Origin of the sequence: Kitasatospora sp. NPDC058115 (assembly GCF_042884635.1) — a bacterium.
Classification (GTDB): Bacteria; Actinomycetota; Actinomycetes; order Streptomycetales; family Streptomycetaceae; genus Kitasatospora.
Genome location: NZ_JBHVTL010000013.1, coordinates 163,466 through 179,212, shown reverse-complemented (window position 1 = coordinate 179,212; position 15,747 = coordinate 163,466). Strand labels below are relative to the sequence as shown.

Sequence of the window (15,747 nt, the reverse complement as noted above, 5' to 3'; positions counted from 1 at the left end):
CTCAGGCCTCGTGTCGGTAGATCGGGGTGACCCTGCTGCTCTCCAGAACGTCCAGAGTCTTCGGGTCGTAACGGCATGAGATGAGGGTGGAGAAACGCTTCGTCCGCACCTCGCGGTACAGCTCGCCCAGGTGGTTCTCCAGGTAGTGAACGACGCCGTTCGCCCCGATCGCATGGACGCCCGCGATGTACAGGAACGTGCCCTTGCCGTCGAGTCGGGGCAGCCGCGCCAGGTAGCCGACGTCGCCGGCCGTGCCGTCTTCGTCGAGCGGTGAGCGGTACTCGGTCCCGGTCCGTAGATCCGCCAGGTGCCAGGCGTGATCCTTGCGGAAGCGCAGGTTGTCATCGCCTTCGAGCACCTGGGCCACGATCGGGGACAGCCGCGGCCCGCAGATGACCACCAGATGGTCGCGGTTCAGGTTGACGATGCCGGACGGCGGGATCACCTCGGAGTCGGAGTCCAGCTTCAGGCTCGCGAACAGCTTGCGCAGGTGCTCATAGTTGTTGAGGTCTTCCCGGGTTACGACCTCGCTCGGGTTCTCGTCCTGCGACTTCCCCGCCTCGTACTTGCCGCCGAGCGCCACCGTCATCGGCCCCAGCCCGAAGAACGCCCGCTCCGGCGCGGGGCCGGCCGACGCGAGCTGGCCGACACGCCCACGGCTTACGCCAAGCAGAGCAGCAATCTCGGTCTGCGTCATGCCGGACGCCGACGCCTCTTCGATGGCCTCTCGCCGAACACGGGACAGTTCGACCACCCGGTTCTGATAGTCCGCCATCAGGGCAATCGCGGCCTTGGCCCGTTCGATCGGAACGGCGACGTTGGCCACCCGCTCCAGTTCCTCGTGCATGGTCGTCCCTTCGCTGCCTAGGGGGGCGAAGCAAGAGTACCGCGAGGGGGACTTGACGCACAGACGGCACCTGCCTACCTTGGGTATCGCGAGAGAACGAAAGCCCCCCTAAGCAGCGAGAGGGATGGGCTTGGACCTTCTCTGACCTGCCCATATGCAGCGGAGCGACGCCCAATCCGCCAAGAAAGACCGTCGCTCCGCGCCCCGCGAAGGGAGTTCCATCATGCACGGAACGCTTGTGTCGCAGCCATCGCTCACGGTCGGTGCGGTGGAGGAGAACGTGTCGCTGTTCGGCGAGGCAGACCCGGGTGAGCCGGAGCCGCGCCTGTCGGTGCGGGTGTCGGTGTCGCTGCGGTTCTTCGACCTGGTGGGCCTGCTGGCCTTCCAGCCCGAGATGGAGCTGACCGCCTCGGACCTGCTGAACTCCGAGTCGCTGGCCGAGGCGCTGCGGTACGCGGTGGTGAACTCCGACACCTTCCAGATCGAGGAGTACGCGGAGCTGGCCCGGACCGCGCTGGCGCACCCGCGCCGGCCGTTCCACGCCTACACGCGGCTGGTGGCCGAGGCCGTGACCCGCACGTTCGGGCTCGGCGCGCCGCAGCCGCCGGCCCCGCTCGCCCCGGTCCTGCCCCTGGCGGTCCCGGCGGGTGTGCGGGCGGTGGCGGCGTGAGCGCCACGACGACGGCGGGCAACGCGCGGCTGCGGGCCGCGCTGGTGGCCTCTCGGATGACGGTCGAGGCGCTGGCCCACGCGGTGGGCGCCGACCCGCGCACGGTGGAGCGCTGGCTGAACGAGCCGGGCCGCATGCCCTACGCCCGGCACGCCCACGCGGTGGCCAAGCTGCTGCACGCCGACCCCTACGAGCTGTGGCCCACCCTCGGCAGCCGCCGCAAGACCACCGCGCAGCCGCGTGACGAGCTGCTCGCCTGGTACCCGACCCGGGGCGCCGTCCCGGCCGCGCTGTGGGCGACGGTGCTGCGCGGCGCCACCGACCGGATCGACCTTGCGCTGTCGTGCGGCCTGTTCCTCGCGGACGCCGTCACGGACCTGGTGGAGCTGCTGGCCGAGCGCGCCGGCGCCGGGGTTCGGGTGCGCCTGGCGCTGCCGGACCCCACGCTCGCCGCCACCCAGAACGAGGCGACGCGCCTGCTGCTGGTCGAAGACCTCTACGCCCCGCTCCACCAGGCGCCCGGGGTGCGGCTGGTCCGCCACGGCGGAGTGGCGAACGACGTCGTGCGGGCCGACGAGCAGCTGCTCGTCCTGCCGAAGGTGGACGGCTGCCCGCCGGCCGCCGCCCCGGTCCTGCACCTCAAGCGCCTCGACCACGCGCCGCTCACCGGCGCCTACCTCCTCGGCCTGGACCACGTGTTCACCACCGCCACCCCGCTGCTGAACACCCGCAGGTTCACCACCGCCTGACACCCCGCCCGGTGAGCGCTCACCACCGCTCACCACCCGCTCACGGGGTGCTCACCGGCCCGGCCGACCGGCCTGGTTTCACCGGCGGTCGGCCGGTCTTCAGGGGCACGCGCGGGGCGGTGAACACCCGGCTGTTCACCGCCGCTCACGCAGCCGTTCCCGGCGCTGCCCGCCGACCGTTCCCGCGTTCCGGGAAGCGCTTCCCGCCCTTTACCCCCAAGCATCGGTCGCCCACTGACCAGGCGTCACGACCCGACCGCCACCCGACTCGTTCACCGCGTTCCCGCCGACCTTTCCCGCGTTCCCAAAGCGCTTCCCGCCCTTGCAGGAGTAGCTGTGACCAGTCAGAACGGGGCCGACTCCCGCGCCCCCGAACCACCACCACCCGGAGCTGAAACCCCGCCCCGCGCCACTGAAACGGGCCCGGCCGTGAGCGGTGAACACCCCGCCGTGAGCGCCGTTCAGCCGGGCGTTTACCACCCCGTTCACCCCGCCGCCGAAGCGCTCACCGGTACGGCTGAAGCCCAGGCCCGCGCCCTCGAAACGGCGCCCGGCGCACCTGAAACGGGCCCCGCCGTGAGCGGTGAACACACTGCCGTGAGCGCCGGTGAGCACCCGGTGAACACCCCCTCCGCCGGTGCCGCTGAAACGCCGGACGGCGGCGCTGAAACGGACCCGGACGCGGTTGAAGCGGCGCCGATGCCCGACCCGATCGCCCTCCCGGCGCCGGTGCGAAACGCGCACCGCTCCACCGCCCGGTGGGCCGCCGAGCGCTTCCTGAGCGTGGTCCGCAGGATCAGCCCGGCGGTGGTGTTCGACCGGTGGGGACAGCCCGTCGGCATCCCCGAGTACGGGTCGCCTGCGTTCGCCGCGCTGGCCCCGGCCGACCCGCGCCGGGAAGCCGCGCTCATCACGGCCGCCGAGGCCTGGCGCCAGCAGGCCGAGCACGCCCCCGAGGCCATCCACGCCCGTCTGCGCACGGACCTGGTGCTCGGCGAGCAGGCCCGCGCCGCGTGGGTGGCCGAGGACGAAGCCGCGTGGAAGGACCTCGTGCGGACCGTGCGCGCCTGGTCGAACCACCCGACCGCGCTGGAGCTGGCCGAGCGGCGTACCCGTGCCGCCGAGGCCGCCCACCGCCCGGTGAGCGCTTCGCCCGGGTGGCCGCCGGTAGCGATCCCCGGGCGTCCCGGATGGCACCGCCACCACCGCCCCGACGGCCGGCAGGCCGACCTCCCCGACACCACCACCTCCCCCCAGCTTGCGGAGAGCGCCTGATGCCCGTCGAACTCCACCTCGCCACCGCCGACGGCCGACCACAGACCCGACCGAACCCGCTGTACGACCCCGCCCCCGGCACCGTCCGGCCCGAACGGCCCGGCCCCGTCCCGGACCCGGAAGTGTTCTGCGGGTGGGTCGGCTCCACCGTCCGCGACCTCGACCCGACCACCGAGGCCGACCCCGTCGGCATCCTGGTCAACCTCCTGTCCGCCGGCGGCGCCGCGATCGGCCCCGGGCCGTTCATGTGGATCGGCAACGACCGCCACCCCGCCCTCATCTGGGCCCTCACCGTCGGCGCCACCGCCGCCGGGCGCAAAGGCGCCGGGACGAACACCGCCAAGCGGCTGTTCAAAGCCGCGGTCCCGGAGTTCCTCGCCTGCAACACCCGCTCCGGCCTGTCCTCCGGCGAGGGCCTGATCGACATGGTCCGCGACGGCGACGGCGACAAGGACCCCGGCGTCACCGACAAGCGCCTGTGGGTCGTCGAGTCCGAATACGGCGTCACCATGGCCCGGGGACGGCGCGAAGGCTCCTCCCTCAGCGGCATCCTCCGGCAGGCGTGGAACGGCGAAGACCTGGGCGTGATGAACCGGGACGCGCTGCACGCCACCGCCCCGCACATCGCCGTCATCGGCCACATCTCCCCCCGCGAGCTGCGGGCCAAGATGCAGGACGCCGAGATGGCCGGCGGCACCTACAACCGCTTCCTGCCGGTCTTCGTCCACCGCAACCTCCTCGACCCCGACGGCCAGGGCGCCCCCGACGAGCTGATTGACAACCTCGCCACCGCCTGGCGCACCGTGCTCGCCGACGCCCGCCGCGTCGGCGAAGTCCAGCTCGACCAGCAGGCCGCGCAACTCTGGCGCGACGAGGTCTACCCGGCGCTGTGCGGGGACGAGGGCGACGAGGGCCCGATCGCGGAGTTCACCGCCCGCGCCGCCCCCTACGCCAAACGCGCCGCCATGGTCTACGCCCTCCTCGACCACACCGACCGCATCCACGAACACCACCTGCGCGCCGCCTGGGCCCTCGTGCGCTACGCCCGCGCCAGCGCCGCCCACATCCTCGGCCCCACCGCCGCCGCCAGCACCGGCGACCCGCACCTCGACAAGCTCATCCACGCGGTGAAGACCGCCGGCCCCTCCGGCATGACGCAGTCGCAGGTGCAGGTGCTACTGAAGCGGCTGAACGCCACCCAGCGCGCCGACGTCACCGCCCGCCTGGTGCAGCTGCCCGGATTCGCCGCCGCCCAGCTCGCCACCGGCGGACGCCAGCAGACCGTCTACCTCTACGCCCCGCCCGACTGACAGGCGGTCCGGAAAGGCCGAAAAGGCCGGAAAGCCCTCCGACCTGCGGAAACGGCTGGCGGAAAGTGGTCCGGAATGGTCCGCAAAGCCGTCCGCGATCCCCCGGCCCCGAACCTCCCGGACCCTTTCCGGACCATTCCGGACCACTTTCCGCCACGCAAAACCCCAGCTCAGCCCCCTTTACGGCCTTTCCGGCCTTTCCGGACCACTCTCGACCCGACGGAGACCACAATCATGCCCGCCATCCATGCCCCGTCGACCGCCCGGCCGTCCAGAAAACTGGACACCCCACCCGCCACCCCGACGCCCCGCGCCCGCTCCCCACCAAGGCCGCCGGGAAGACACCAACCCCGCCGGCGCCCGGCGGGCGGGTGGCCTCTTCAGGACCACACCGCGTCACCGGGGCAGGGCCACACAACCGCCCGTGTGCCCCACACAGCCGCGTGTGACCCCCTGACCTGCCCGTGTGACCCGTGTAGGGCACACACCGAGGGCCACACAAACCCCCTCCCCGGGCCACTGAGCCCCACACACAGACCGCTGTGTGCCCCGCACGGGCCACACGGCGACCATCACCCACCGTCACCAAAAGAGATCACCCCGACCGTCAGGCGTCAGGTGTCAGAAACCGTCTGACGCCGACGGGCCCGGATTCCCCGGGTAACGCGCACGCGCGCGAGCTGACGCGTCTGACACCCCGATCTGACGGCCCTGACACCCCGACCGGCACCCGCCCTGACGGTCCTGACACCCCGCCGCGAGCCGGTTCTGACGGCCCTGACACCCCCCGAACCCCGCCCGCCGGACCGAACTGACGGTCCTGACACCCCTGACGGCCGCCCTGACACCCCGGCGCCGTCACCCACCGCAGCCAGACCGACCACCGGCCCGCTTGTCGCCTGTCGCCTCACCCCCGCCGATCCACCCCCAGACCCCGGAAACCCCCCTCCGACCTGCGGGGCGACAAGCGACAAGACAGGCAGACGACAAGCCACACGACAAGCGAGACGACAGCCCCACCACCCACCTGTCATCTGTCGCCTGTCACCTGTCTTCCCCACCCCGAAACGGGCCCCACAACCCCGAAACGCCCCCCTGACCTGCGCCTTACAGGCGACAGACAGGTGACAGGCGACAGGTGACAGACAGGCCACACGACAGGCGACGCAACAGGTGAGGCGACAGCCCAACCAACCCCGGAGGAGACCTTGGCCAACCGCCGTACCCCGCCCGACAACCCGCCCACCGCCGTCCCCCTGCCCGCCCGCTTCCTCACCCCCGAGGACATCGCCTCCCTCTTCGGCGTCCCGCTGGAGACCGTCTACCAGTGGCGCCGAAAGCACACCGGCCCGCCCGGCTTCCGCGTCGGCCGGCACCTGCGCTACCACCCCGACGCCGTCGCCCAGTGGGTCACCGACCAGACCCAACAGGCCGCCTAACCGATCAGGGGCCCGCCGGGGAGGCGGGGAGGCGGGGAGGCGCCCCGCAGACCCCGCCCGACGCCCCAAAAACGGCCCCTCTCCCGGCGCCGGACGCCTCCCTCCTTGCCCCACCACACGCCCCCTCCCGGCTCCCAACCGGCCAGCCCACCCCGGCCGGCCGCCGGCCAGCCACCCTGCGGGCCATCCCCGGGACGCTCCCCATCACCGCCCCCGGACGCTGGCCCGGCCGTCGCTCACCGGGCCACTCCAGCCCCTCCCCCAAGGATCGCCGAACGCCCCGCCCCACTCGACTACACCCACCACGCGACCTGCGGAAACGCCTCGACTACAGGCCCGACTACACCCCGACTACACGTCGACTACAGCCCCGACAACAGAGGAGCGGCCCATGGCCGGCCACATCCAAGACCGCTGGTACAAGACCGAGAACGGCCCCGACGGCAAGCCGCGGCGCGTCCGCACCGACCGCTACGGCACCGGCAAGCGCTACCGCGCCCGCTACATCGGCCCCGACGGCACCGAGAAGAGCAAGAGCTTCCCCGACCGCCAGAAGCGGCAGGCCGATCAGTGGCTCGCCCAGGTCGAGGCGGACATGGCGCGCGGCCAGTTCATCGACCCGAACGCGGGGCGGGTCACCGTGAAACAGCACGCGGAGAAGTGGCTGGCCTCGCTCACCATGGACCCGCAGTCGTACGTGAGCACCGAGCAGCGGATTCGGCTGCATGTGGTGCCGCACCTGGGGACCCGGCCGCTCAGCTCGCTCCGGCCGTCGGACATCCGCGAGTGGCTGGTGACGCTGGCCGAGCAGGGGCTCTCCCCCGCCTCCCAACGCGTGGTGTTCGCCAACCTGGGGACCATGCTCACGGCGGCGGTGGAGGACCGGCTGATCCCGAGCAACCCGTGCCGGTCGACGTCGGTCCGGGCCCCGAAGCTGGCCCCGCGCCGTCTGGTCCCGTGGGTCCGGGAACGGGTGCTGGCCGTACGTGCGACGTTCCCGGAGAACTACCGGCCGATGGTCGACCTGGCCGGGGGCTGCGGTCTGCGGCAGGGGGAGATCTTCGGCCTGGCCGTCGGCGACGTCGACTTCACCGAGGGCGTGGTGCACGTGAACCGGCAGGTCCGGCTGATCCGGAACCGCCCGGTGTTCTCCCTGCCCAAGGGCAACAAGACCCGCAAGGTGCCGTTGCCCGCCTCGGTCGCGCGTGCCCTGCGGGCGCACCTCTCGGTGCACGCCCCGGTCCCCGTCACGCTCCCGTGGCGCGACATCGACGGGCCGCCGACCACGGCGGAGCTGTTGTTCGTCGACGGCAAGGCCCGACAGCTGAACCGCAATCGCTTCAACCGGGACGTCTGGCACCCGGCCCTCACTTCGGCCGGCGCACAGCCCGGCCGGGAGAACGGGATGCACGCGCTGCGGCACTTCTACGCCTCGGTGCTGCTGGACGCCGGGGAGAGCATCAAGGCCCTGAGCGAGTACCTGGGGCACCACGACCCGGGCTTCACGCTCCGGACCTACACCCACCTCATGCCGAGCAGCGAGAAGCGCACCAAAGAGGCCGTCGACTCCGCCTTCGGGGAGGGCCCCGAGACGGCCGACGGCCCGGAGACGGCCCAGGAGATCGGCTAGGGCCTCATCGTGGCAGGTCAGAGCCCAAGTGGGCTGACTTGAACAAGTTCTGACGCGGCACCAGCCGAAGCCCGCAGGGGCCCGCCGGATCTCCTCCGGCGGGCCCCTGCGGGCGTTGCGGGGGCCCTACGGGCGGGTGTAGGCGGTCAGGTCGGGGACGGCGGTGAAGCCGGCGCCGTAGGCGCTGACGCCGCGGCCGTAGGCGCCGAGCAGGACGCCGGGGGCCTCGCCGGCGAGCACCCAGCCGTACTCGGACTCGCGGTAGCGGAACGGCTGCGGCAGGCCGTTCACCGGGAGGCTGAGGGTGGACCAGCCGGGGCCCTCCAGATCGTCGGCGAGGTCCCAGGCGAGCGTGGACTGCTGGTCCAGCCAGTCCTGGCGCCGCGCGCGGTCCAGTTGGGCCGGCCAGGTGGCGGCGAGCAGGCCGGAGCCCGCCAGCCAGGCGGCGGAGGAGGCGGACGTCGCCTCCAGGGTGCCGGTGTTGTCGGCGCTGCGGCGGCTCTCCCGGCGGGCGACGGTGACGACGACGGCGAACTTCCGCACGTCGCGCGGCTCGAACTGGCGGGCCGGCTCCTCGCCGTGGCCGAGGCTGCCGTAGTCGACGGTGCCGTGGGCGCCGGCCCGCGGGCCGCCGAAGCCGCTCGGCAGCAGGAAGCGGCGGCCGCTCCAGCCCTCGTCCAGGCCGTACCAGCGGAAGTCCGCGGACAGGTACGGCACCAGCGGGTCCGCCGGGCCGGCCTGTCCGCCGACCACGGGTCCGCCGGCCGTGGCCGTCCCGACCGCCTGACTCGTCGCGTCCATCCCCGGGGCCTCCTCAAACGACGTTTGCCTGCCGTGGCGCGCTCCCATCGTGGCGCACCGCGGCGTCCCCGCCGAGCGTCTTCGGCCCGGGCGGGACCGGAAAGTGACAGACGGCACAGCGGGAACAATCAGCACAATAGCGGCGCGTGCGCCGGAGCCCCGCTCAACCGTCGGGTCGGCGCCCTGATTCCTCGCCCCGGAGGCGGGCGGCGGGCTACGTCGCGTCGGGGTCGAACGGGGGGCGCTCGCCGGGGGCGAGCGGGGCGCCGGCCGCGGCGGGGGCCGGGGCGGCGGCGGGCTTGTCGAAGGAGACGCTGCCCGTGCGGCCGGTGCCGTTCACCGGGGCGGCCGGCTTGTCGTCCAGCACCGAGCGGATGTCGAGGGTGTCCCGCATGTCCTTGAGGCCCAGCGGGTCCTCGTCGCCGCCCATCAGCTGCTTGCGCACGAAGGTCTTCGGGTTGAGGTCCTCGAACTCGAAGTCCTTGAACTCCGGACCCAGCTCGCTGCGGATGTCCTCCTTCGCGGTGTCCGCGAAGGACCGGATCTTCCGGATGAAGCCCATGGTGTCCTGAATCAGCTTCGGCAGCTTGTCCGGACCGAAGATCACGATGGCCATGATGACCAGGGTCAGGATCTCCAGTGTGCCCACGTCGCTGAACACCAAAGCTCCCTAAGCTCGCGATCGGATCGGACAAACGCTCCTCACAGCGTAATGGCCGCCGACGGGTCCATGACCCCCGATGTGATGAAGCCGTGGTGAAGACCCGCCGATGATCAGGGCCGCGAGTGCCCCCGGGGGCCTATCTGTTCTCGTGGTGCAGACCGGCGACGCCGGAGCTCGGCGAACGCTCGGGGAGCTCGTACGGCGACGTGCCCCGGGTGACCGCCACCGGGCGCAGCGGCAGGTCCACCGCCGGTACCTGGGCGTTCATCGGGACCATCCCGCCCCGGCCGCCGCCCGCCGGGCTGACCGTGGTGCCGTGCTGGTCGTCCCCCGGGCCGGCGATGTTGCCGACGCCGCCGAGCGTCACCGCGGCGACCGAGAAGGCGCCGGCCGCGGCGAACACGAAGCGCCGCCCGCGCGCCGGGGCCTGCCGGACCACCGGGGCGGCCGCGGCCGCCGCCAGCGGCTGGACGGGGGCGTCGGGGCGCGGCGAGCGCCGTCCGATCAGCGGGCGCAGCACCGAGCCGCGGCCGAACGCGCGGGGGTCGACGCCGGGCACCGGAGCGTCGGCGCCGAGCGCGCCCGCGCCGAAGGAGGCCCCGGCGCCGCGGCCGAACGAGCCGCCGTCCAGCCGGCTGCCGCCGAGCGTGCCGGCGGCCGTGACGCCGCCGCCGGGCAGGTCGTCGTCGTCCCGGTGGGAGCGGTCGCCGCGCGGCGGCTGTTCGTCCTCCGGGAGCGTGCCGACGGCCATCAGCCGGGCCATCAGCGCGGAGGACGGGCCGGGCGTGCCGGTGCGGGTCAGCAGGTGCTTGACGGCGCGGCCCTCGTCGGCCTCGGCGAGACACTGCGGACAGGTCGCCAGATGGGCCTGCACGCGGTCGCGCGAGTCGTGGCCGAGTTCGCCGTCGAGGAAGGCGGACAGCCGCTCCCCGAGGTGGTGCTCCTCGGCGGCGGGCTCGACGGCCCGCACGGCGCCGGCCCGCAGCGCCGGCTCGCCCGCGGGCGCCGGGTGCGGCGCGGCGTCGGCGGCCGGGCCGTCCTGGCCCCGTCGGCCCAGGGCGGGCCAGCCGCCCCGGCGGGCGGCGGTACGGCCGGGCGTCTCCGGGTGGCCCGGCCCCGATCGGCCGGTTCCGCTCACGATCGCCTCCGTCCGCGCCCGCCCGGCGCGACCGCGGCCCCGCCGGCGGCGGCGCCGACCGGCACCGGCTGCTCCTCGGCTCCGCCGCCGCGGCGCTCACGGCCGGGGGCCGAGCCGGGGGCGCGGTGCTTGAGCGCGGCGCGCAGGTGCGAGCGGCCGCGGTGGATGCGGCTGCGGACGGTGCCGAGCTTGACACCGAGCGTGGCCGCGATCTCCTCGTAGGAGAGGCCCTCGATGTCGCAGAGGACGACGGCGGCACGGAACTCGGGCGCCAGGGTGTCCAGCGCCTGCTGGACGTCGGCGTCGAAGTGGGTGTCGCTGAAGTGCTGGGCCGGGCTGGGCTCGCGGGAGGCGAGGCGCTCGGCCGCGTCCTCGCCGAGCGCGTCGAAGCGGATGCGCTGGCGGCGGCGGACCATGTCCAGGAAGAGGTTGGTGGTGATCCGGTGCAGCCAGCCCTCGAACGTGCCGGGGGTGTAGGTGGACAGCGAGCGGAACACCCGGACGAAGACCTCCTGGGTGAGGTCCTCGGCATCGTGCTGGTTGCCCGTCAGGCGGTAGGCGAGACGGTAGACGCGGGCGCTGTGGGCCTCGACGATCTCCTCCCAGCTGGGCGGAGTCCAGGTCTGCGCGTCGGGGCCCTCGGCGAAGGTCGCGAGGGCGGGGGCCTCGGCGGTGCCGGCGGCGCGCGCCTCGGGCGCGGGGGCCGGCTGGTCCAGGGTGGAGTGCGCAGGCTGGTTCATCACGGGCTTCGGCGTACGGGTCGACGCGGTGCCGCGGGGGTGCCGCCGCACAGGGACGTCGCCCTCGGCCACACCTCCTCGGTCGGCTCTTCTGCCCAGCAGGGCCACCACCATATCCACCTCGCCCGTCAAGCCCGGATAAGAAGTGTCCGGGACCACCCGGCCCGGATGCCGGTCCCGGAGGGTCTCCGGGACGTCCCGTTCACCCGGTCCCTGCTCCACCAACGGCCCGCCGCCGTACGCGGTTCCCGTCCGGACAGTAATCTGTGGCAGGAAATATCGACATCCGCTCGGCGCCGGGCCGTCACCCGGGGCTCCGAAAGAGGCAGCCATCAGCGAGTTCGGGCCCGCGCGCGCGGCCCTCGCCGACACCTACGTCGGCGAGGACGCGGTGCTGACCTACGCCCGGGCGCAGTCCGCGCGGACCGGGATCAGGGCGATCGGCCCCAGTGGCGGCGCGTGCCTGCGGCTGCTGGCCGCCGCGCTGGACGCCAAGGCGGTGGCCGAGATCGGCACCGGGACGGGCGTCTCCGGGGTGTACCTGCTGCGCGGGATGCGGCCGGACGGGGTGCTCACCACCGTCGACTCCGAGCCGGTGCGCCAGCAGTTGGCGAAGGAGGCCTACCAGGCGGCCGGGTTCGCGGCCAACCGGTCGCGGTTCATACCGGGCCGGGCGCTGGAGGTGCTGCCGCGGCTCGCGGACGGCCAGTACGACCTGGTGTTCTGCGACGGTGACCCGGCGGAGTCCCGGGAGTACCTGGCGGAGTCGCTGCGGCTGCTGCGGCCGGGCGGGATGGTCTGCTTCGAGGGCGTGTTCCAGGAGGGCCGGCTGGCCGAGCCGGAACTGCAGGACCCGCAGACGCAGTCGGTGCGGGACCTGGTCCAGGCCGTCCGGGAGAGCGAGGCACTGCTGCCCGCGCTGCTGCCGGTCTCGGACGGGCTGCTCTGCGCCGTGAAGCGCTGACGGCCCGCCTCCCGGCTCCCCGCCGGTCCGCGGGGCCCGGCGGGCAACGTTCCGGGCGGCCCGGAAAAGTACGGGGCCCGGGCCGACACGACGGTCGTACCCGGGCCCGGCAGCACATCTCCAGGAGATGGCGAGCACCTGCTGCGGTCAGCCGCAGGCCTTCTTCAGGGCCTCGCCGAGGGCGTCGGCCTCGTCAGGCGTGAGCTCCACCACAAGGCGTCCGCCGCCTTCGAGCGGAACGCGCATGATGATGCCCCGCCCCTCTTTGGTGACTTCGAGCGGGCCGTCACCCGTCCGCGGCTTCATGGCCGCCATGCTCGTTCCCCTTCCTGCAACCGCTCAGCTACGCACCGGCAGTCCGTCCACCGCCGGTATCGAACGCATTGATCGGAAGCCATTATCCCGCATGCCACGGCCTGATGACCAACATCACTCTCGGTGCAACCTCGTCCGGACCACCGCAATCCCGGTCAATTTCCGGCATAAGCCCCGGCGCGGCGGCGGTCCGTACGCCGCGGAAAGGTGCGATACCTCACACTCCCCAGGTGACCGGGCGCTCCGGCATCCTGGCAGCGACGATCAGAGCCGATCACGACCGAGGGAGCCCTCGCCCATGTCCGATTCCGTGCTGTACGAGCTGGACGGCGGCCTGGCCGTCATCACCGTCAACCGCCCCGAGGCGATGAACGCGCTGGACGTGGCGACGAAGGTGGCGCTGCGGGACACCGTGACCGCCGCCGCCGGGGACCCTGCGGTGCGGGCGGTGCTGCTGACCGGGGCGGGCGACCGGGCGTTCTGCGTCGGCCAGGACCTCAAGGAGCACCTGGGCCTGCTGAAGCGGGCCGAGGAGACCGGCGAGGGCGCGCTGAGGACCGTCGCCGAGCACTACAACCCGCTGCTGCGGGCGCTGGCCGGGATGCGCAAGCCGACGGTGGCGGCGGTCGGCGGGGTGGCGGCCGGTGCGGGCGCCTCGCTGGCCTTCGCCTGCGACTTCCGGATCCTCTCGGACACCGCCGGTTTCAACACGGCGTTCGCCGGGATCGCGCTGACCGCCGACTCCGGTGCCTCCTGGACGCTGCCGCGGCTGGTCGGGCACGCCCGGGCGACCGAGCTGCTGATGCTGCCGCGCACTGTGAAGGCGGCCGAGGCGATGGAGCTGGGGCTGGCCACCAAGGTCGTGCCGGCCGTCGAACTGGCCGCCACCGCCCGGGTGTTCGCCAAGGAGCTGGCCGAGGGCCCGACGGTGGCCTACGGCGCGATCAAGGAGTCGCTGGCGTACGGCGCCTCGCACTCGCTGAGCGAGCTGCTCGACAAGGAGGACGAGCTGCAGACGCTGGCCGGCGAGAGCGAGGACCACCGGATCGCGGTCCGCGCCTTCATCGCCAAGGAGAAGCCGGCGTACCTGGGCCGGTGACCGGACCCCCGGACCCGCCCCCCGGACCCGCCGGCCCCCGCCGCGCTCACCGGACCCGCGGCACCCGCCGAAGCACCCGCCGCAGGCTCAGCGCGCGGCCCGGACGTGGCAGTCGGCGAGGTGGTCGTCGACCAGTCCGCAGGCCTGCATCAGCGCGTACGCGGTGGTGGGGCCGACGAACCGGAAGCCGGCCTTCTTCAGGGTCCTGGCCAGCGCCGTCGACTCGGGCGTGACGGCCGGCACCTCGCCGAGCGTGCGGGGCGCCGGCCGGTCCGGGTCCCCGGCGAACTGCCAGATCAGCGCGTCCAGTCCGCCGTCGAGGTCGCGGGCGACCTTCGCGTTGGCGATCGCCGCCTCGATCTTGGCCCGGTTGCGGATGATGCCGGTGTCGGCGAGCAGCCGCTCGACGTCGGCCTCGCCGAACTCGGCCACCGCGGCGATCTCGAAGCCGGCGAAGCCCGCCCGGAAGCCCTCGCGGCGGCGCAGGATGGTGATCCAGGACAGGCCGGACTGGAAGGCCTCCAGGCAGACCCGCTCGAACAGCGCGTCGTCACCGCGCACCGGGCGGCCCCACTCGGTGTCGTGGTAGACGCGGTAGTCGTCCGCCGAGTCGCCCCAGCCGCAGCGGCGCAGCCCGTCCGCGCCGAGGACGGCGCCACCGGGTTCGGCGCTCACCGCGCCCCCTCGGGCTTCGCGTCCTCGGGGCCCTGCTCCGGCGAGGAGTGCGCCGCGGGGGCCTTGGCGAGGGCGCCGGCGGGCTCGACGACCCGGGCGAAGTCCTCCAGGCCGGGCAGCGGTTCGGCGCCGGGCTCCGGGCCGTCGCCGGCCTCGACGGCGCCGCGCACCGCGGCCAGCGCCTCCAGCTCGGCGATCCGGGCGTCCCGGTGGGCGAGTTCGGCGCCCAGCCGGTCGAGGACGTCGTCCACCTCGTCCATCCGGTAGCCGCGCACGGCCATCGGCAGCCGCAGTGCCTCGACGTCGCCCTGGCCCAGCGGACGGTCCTGCGGCAACCGGGCGGAGATACGGTCCTGCACGGCCTCCGGCAGCGAACCCCCGCCGCCCAGTGCCACCAGGGCGGCGCCGCCGACCACCACGGCCATCGCCACCACGATCACCCAGAACACGAGCGGTCCTCCCGATTTTCCGGCCGGCCCCGACTGGAGTGGGATCATGGTCCCGATGGGCCGGGGGCCATCATCGCACCCGCAGCAGCTGTGGAGGAGACATCGGTGGCACTGCGCCTGGGACCACGGGAATTCGGCGACGACGAGCTGGTGATCATGGCGATCGTCAATCGCACACCGGACTCCTTCTTCGACAGGGGCGCGACCTTCGCGGACGAGGCCGCGTTCGCCGCGGCCGACCGCGCGATGGCCGAGGGCGCCGCGATCCTGGACATCGGCGGGGTGAAGGCCGGCCCGGGCGACGAGGTGACCGTCGAGGAGGAGCTGCGGCGCACCGTGCCGTTCGTGGCGGAGCTGCGCAAGCGCCACCCGGAGGCCGTGATCAGCGTCGACACCTGGCGGCACGAGGTCGGCGAGGCGGTCTGCGAGGTGGGCGCGGACCTGCTGAACGACGCCTGGGGCGGGGTGGACCCGCGGCTGGCCGAGGTCGCCGCCCGGTACGACGCCGGGCTGGTCTGCACCCACGCGGGCGGCGCCGAGCCGCGCACCCGGCCGCACCGGGTCGGCTACGAGGACGTGATGGCGGACATCCTGCGGGTGACCGTCGGGCTGGCCGAGCGCGCGGTGGAGCTGGGCGTGCGGCGGGACGCGGTGGTCATCGACCCGGGGCACGACTTCGGGAAGAACACCCGGCACTCGCTGGAGGCGACCCGGCGGCTGCCGGAGATGACCGCGACCGGGTTCCCGGTGCTGGTGTCGCTGTCCAACAAGGACTTCGTCGGCGAGACGCTCGACCGGCCGGTGGACGAGCGGCTGCTCGGCACGCTGGCGACCACGGCGGTCTCCGCCTGGCTGGGCGCCCGGGTGTACCGGGCGCACCAGGTGGCGGAGACCCGGCAGGTGCTGGACATGGTCGCCTCGATCCGCGGCACCCGCCCCCCGGCGGTCGCCCGCCGGGGCCTGGCGTGATCCGGACGGCGAG

General features: G+C 73.6%; 17 protein-coding genes. 9 read left to right on the top strand and 8 right to left on the bottom strand.

Going from position 1 to position 15,747, the window contains the following annotated elements; genetic code table 11:
- Position 1 precedes the first annotated feature (1 nt).
- Positions 2-847, bottom strand: coding sequence for a sigma-70 family RNA polymerase sigma factor (locus ACFVVL_RS16315; RefSeq protein ID WP_387675538.1), 846 nt, complete (start codon positions 845-847; stop codon positions 2-4).
- A 223-nt stretch (positions 848-1,070) separates the two neighbouring features.
- Here ACFVVL_RS16315 and ACFVVL_RS16310 point away from each other — a divergent pair, with 223 nt between their 5' ends.
- The 6 genes from ACFVVL_RS16310 to ACFVVL_RS16285 all read left to right on the top strand — a co-directional run bounded on the left by ACFVVL_RS16310 (position 1,071) and on the right by ACFVVL_RS16285 (position 7,920).
- Positions 1,071-1,517, top strand: coding sequence for a hypothetical protein (locus tag ACFVVL_RS16310; protein WP_387675536.1), 447 nt, complete (start codon positions 1,071-1,073; stop codon positions 1,515-1,517).
- Positions 1,514-2,266 (top strand): helix-turn-helix domain-containing protein, encoded by a 753-nt coding sequence (locus ACFVVL_RS16305; protein ID WP_387675533.1) that lies wholly within the window; start codon positions 1,514-1,516, stop codon positions 2,264-2,266. Before ACFVVL_RS16310 ends, ACFVVL_RS16305 begins: the two co-directional genes overlap by 4 nt.
- 699 nt (positions 2,267-2,965) lie before the next feature.
- Positions 2,966-3,541, top strand: a complete 576-nt coding sequence (locus ACFVVL_RS16300) for a hypothetical protein (RefSeq protein WP_387675531.1) — start codon at positions 2,966-2,968, stop codon at positions 3,539-3,541.
- Positions 3,541-4,851, top strand: coding sequence for a DUF3987 domain-containing protein (locus ACFVVL_RS16295; protein ID WP_387675529.1), 1,311 nt, complete (start codon positions 3,541-3,543; stop codon positions 4,849-4,851). Before ACFVVL_RS16300 ends, ACFVVL_RS16295 begins: the two co-directional genes overlap by 1 nt.
- A gap of 1,208 nt (positions 4,852-6,059) precedes the next feature.
- Positions 6,060-6,290 (top strand): helix-turn-helix domain-containing protein, encoded by a 231-nt coding sequence (locus tag ACFVVL_RS16290; protein ID WP_387675526.1) that lies wholly within the window; start codon positions 6,060-6,062, stop codon positions 6,288-6,290.
- Between the two features lie 391 nt (positions 6,291-6,681).
- The gene (locus tag ACFVVL_RS16285; RefSeq protein ID WP_387675523.1) at positions 6,682-7,920 is read left to right on the top strand and encodes a tyrosine-type recombinase/integrase; all 1,239 of its coding nucleotides are present in this window, start codon (positions 6,682-6,684) and stop codon (positions 7,918-7,920) included.
- Between the two features lie 126 nt (positions 7,921-8,046).
- On the opposite strand, the gene ACFVVL_RS16280 is transcribed toward ACFVVL_RS16285, so the two are convergent.
- The 4 genes from ACFVVL_RS16280 to sigE all read right to left on the bottom strand — a co-directional run bounded on the left by ACFVVL_RS16280 (position 8,047) and on the right by sigE (position 11,263).
- The gene (locus ACFVVL_RS16280; RefSeq protein ID WP_380288673.1) at positions 8,047-8,721 is read right to left on the bottom strand and encodes a hypothetical protein; all 675 of its coding nucleotides are present in this window, start codon (positions 8,719-8,721) and stop codon (positions 8,047-8,049) included.
- Positions 8,722-8,935: 214 nt separating this feature from the next.
- Positions 8,936-9,382 (bottom strand): sec-independent translocase, encoded by a 447-nt coding sequence (locus ACFVVL_RS16275; RefSeq protein WP_380288675.1) that lies wholly within the window; start codon positions 9,380-9,382, stop codon positions 8,936-8,938.
- A 139-nt stretch (positions 9,383-9,521) separates the two neighbouring features.
- A complete protein-coding gene (locus tag ACFVVL_RS16270) occupies positions 9,522-10,523 on the bottom strand; it encodes a zf-HC2 domain-containing protein (RefSeq protein WP_387675520.1) in 1,002 nt (333 codons plus the stop codon).
- Entirely contained in the window at positions 10,520-11,263 is a 744-nt protein-coding gene (gene sigE, locus ACFVVL_RS16265; RefSeq protein WP_380288715.1) for an RNA polymerase sigma factor SigE, read from the bottom strand. The genes ACFVVL_RS16270 and sigE overlap by 4 nt, the downstream gene beginning before the upstream one ends.
- A gap of 331 nt (positions 11,264-11,594) precedes the next feature.
- On the opposite strand from sigE, the gene ACFVVL_RS16260 reads away from it, so the two are divergent.
- Positions 11,595-12,227, top strand: coding sequence for an O-methyltransferase (locus tag ACFVVL_RS16260; protein ID WP_380288717.1), 633 nt, complete (start codon positions 11,595-11,597; stop codon positions 12,225-12,227).
- A gap of 147 nt (positions 12,228-12,374) precedes the next feature.
- Here ACFVVL_RS16260 and ACFVVL_RS16255 read toward each other — a convergent pair whose 3' ends face one another.
- Positions 12,375-12,542, bottom strand: coding sequence for a DUF3117 domain-containing protein (locus tag ACFVVL_RS16255; RefSeq protein ID WP_014137929.1), 168 nt, complete (start codon positions 12,540-12,542; stop codon positions 12,375-12,377).
- Between the two features lie 298 nt (positions 12,543-12,840).
- Between ACFVVL_RS16255 and ACFVVL_RS16250 the strand changes: the two genes are divergently transcribed.
- Positions 12,841-13,641, top strand: a complete 801-nt coding sequence (locus tag ACFVVL_RS16250) for an enoyl-CoA hydratase-related protein (protein ID WP_387675517.1) — start codon at positions 12,841-12,843, stop codon at positions 13,639-13,641.
- 87 nt (positions 13,642-13,728) lie between these two features.
- Here ACFVVL_RS16250 and ACFVVL_RS16245 read toward each other — a convergent pair whose 3' ends face one another.
- Together ACFVVL_RS16245 and ACFVVL_RS16240 are read right to left on the bottom strand one after the other, a co-directional pair.
- Complete coding sequence (locus ACFVVL_RS16245; protein ID WP_380288681.1) at positions 13,729-14,316, bottom strand: DNA-3-methyladenine glycosylase I; 588 nt, start codon at positions 14,314-14,316, stop codon at positions 13,729-13,731.
- Positions 14,313-14,765, bottom strand: coding sequence for a DivIVA domain-containing protein (locus ACFVVL_RS16240; RefSeq protein WP_380288683.1), 453 nt, complete (start codon positions 14,763-14,765; stop codon positions 14,313-14,315). The genes ACFVVL_RS16245 and ACFVVL_RS16240 overlap by 4 nt, the downstream gene beginning before the upstream one ends.
- A 156-nt stretch (positions 14,766-14,921) precedes the next feature.
- Between ACFVVL_RS16240 and folP the strand changes: the two genes are divergently transcribed.
- Positions 14,922-15,734, top strand: a complete 813-nt coding sequence (folP, locus tag ACFVVL_RS16235) for a dihydropteroate synthase (RefSeq protein ID WP_387675613.1) — start codon at positions 14,922-14,924, stop codon at positions 15,732-15,734.
- Positions 15,735-15,747: the final 13 nt, after the last annotated feature.

Bases quoted from the DNA above. Each gene is read 5' to 3' on its own strand.
- ACFVVL_RS16280 (WP_380288673.1), bottom strand. From the start codon at position 8,721: ATGGACGCGACGAGTCAGGCGGTCGGGACGGCCACGGCCGGCGGACCC.
- ACFVVL_RS16295 (WP_387675529.1), top strand. From the start codon at position 3,541: ATGCCCGTCGAACTCCACCTCGCCACCGCCGACGGCCGACCACAGACC.
- ACFVVL_RS16310 (WP_387675536.1), top strand. From the start codon at position 1,071: ATGCACGGAACGCTTGTGTCGCAGCCATCGCTCACGGTCGGTGCGGTG.
- ACFVVL_RS16285 (WP_387675523.1), top strand. From the start codon at position 6,682: ATGGCCGGCCACATCCAAGACCGCTGGTACAAGACCGAGAACGGCCCC.
- folP (WP_387675613.1), top strand. From the start codon at position 14,922: ATGGCGATCGTCAATCGCACACCGGACTCCTTCTTCGACAGGGGCGCG.
- ACFVVL_RS16255 (WP_014137929.1), bottom strand. From the start codon at position 12,542: ATGGCGGCCATGAAGCCGCGGACGGGTGACGGCCCGCTCGAAGTCACC.
- ACFVVL_RS16315 (WP_387675538.1), bottom strand. From the start codon at position 847: ATGCACGAGGAACTGGAGCGGGTGGCCAACGTCGCCGTTCCGATCGAA.
- ACFVVL_RS16300 (WP_387675531.1), top strand. From the start codon at position 2,966: ATGCCCGACCCGATCGCCCTCCCGGCGCCGGTGCGAAACGCGCACCGC.
- ACFVVL_RS16250 (WP_387675517.1), top strand. From the start codon at position 12,841: ATGTCCGATTCCGTGCTGTACGAGCTGGACGGCGGCCTGGCCGTCATC.
- sigE (WP_380288715.1), bottom strand. From the start codon at position 11,263: ATGAACCAGCCTGCGCACTCCACCCTGGACCAGCCGGCCCCCGCGCCC.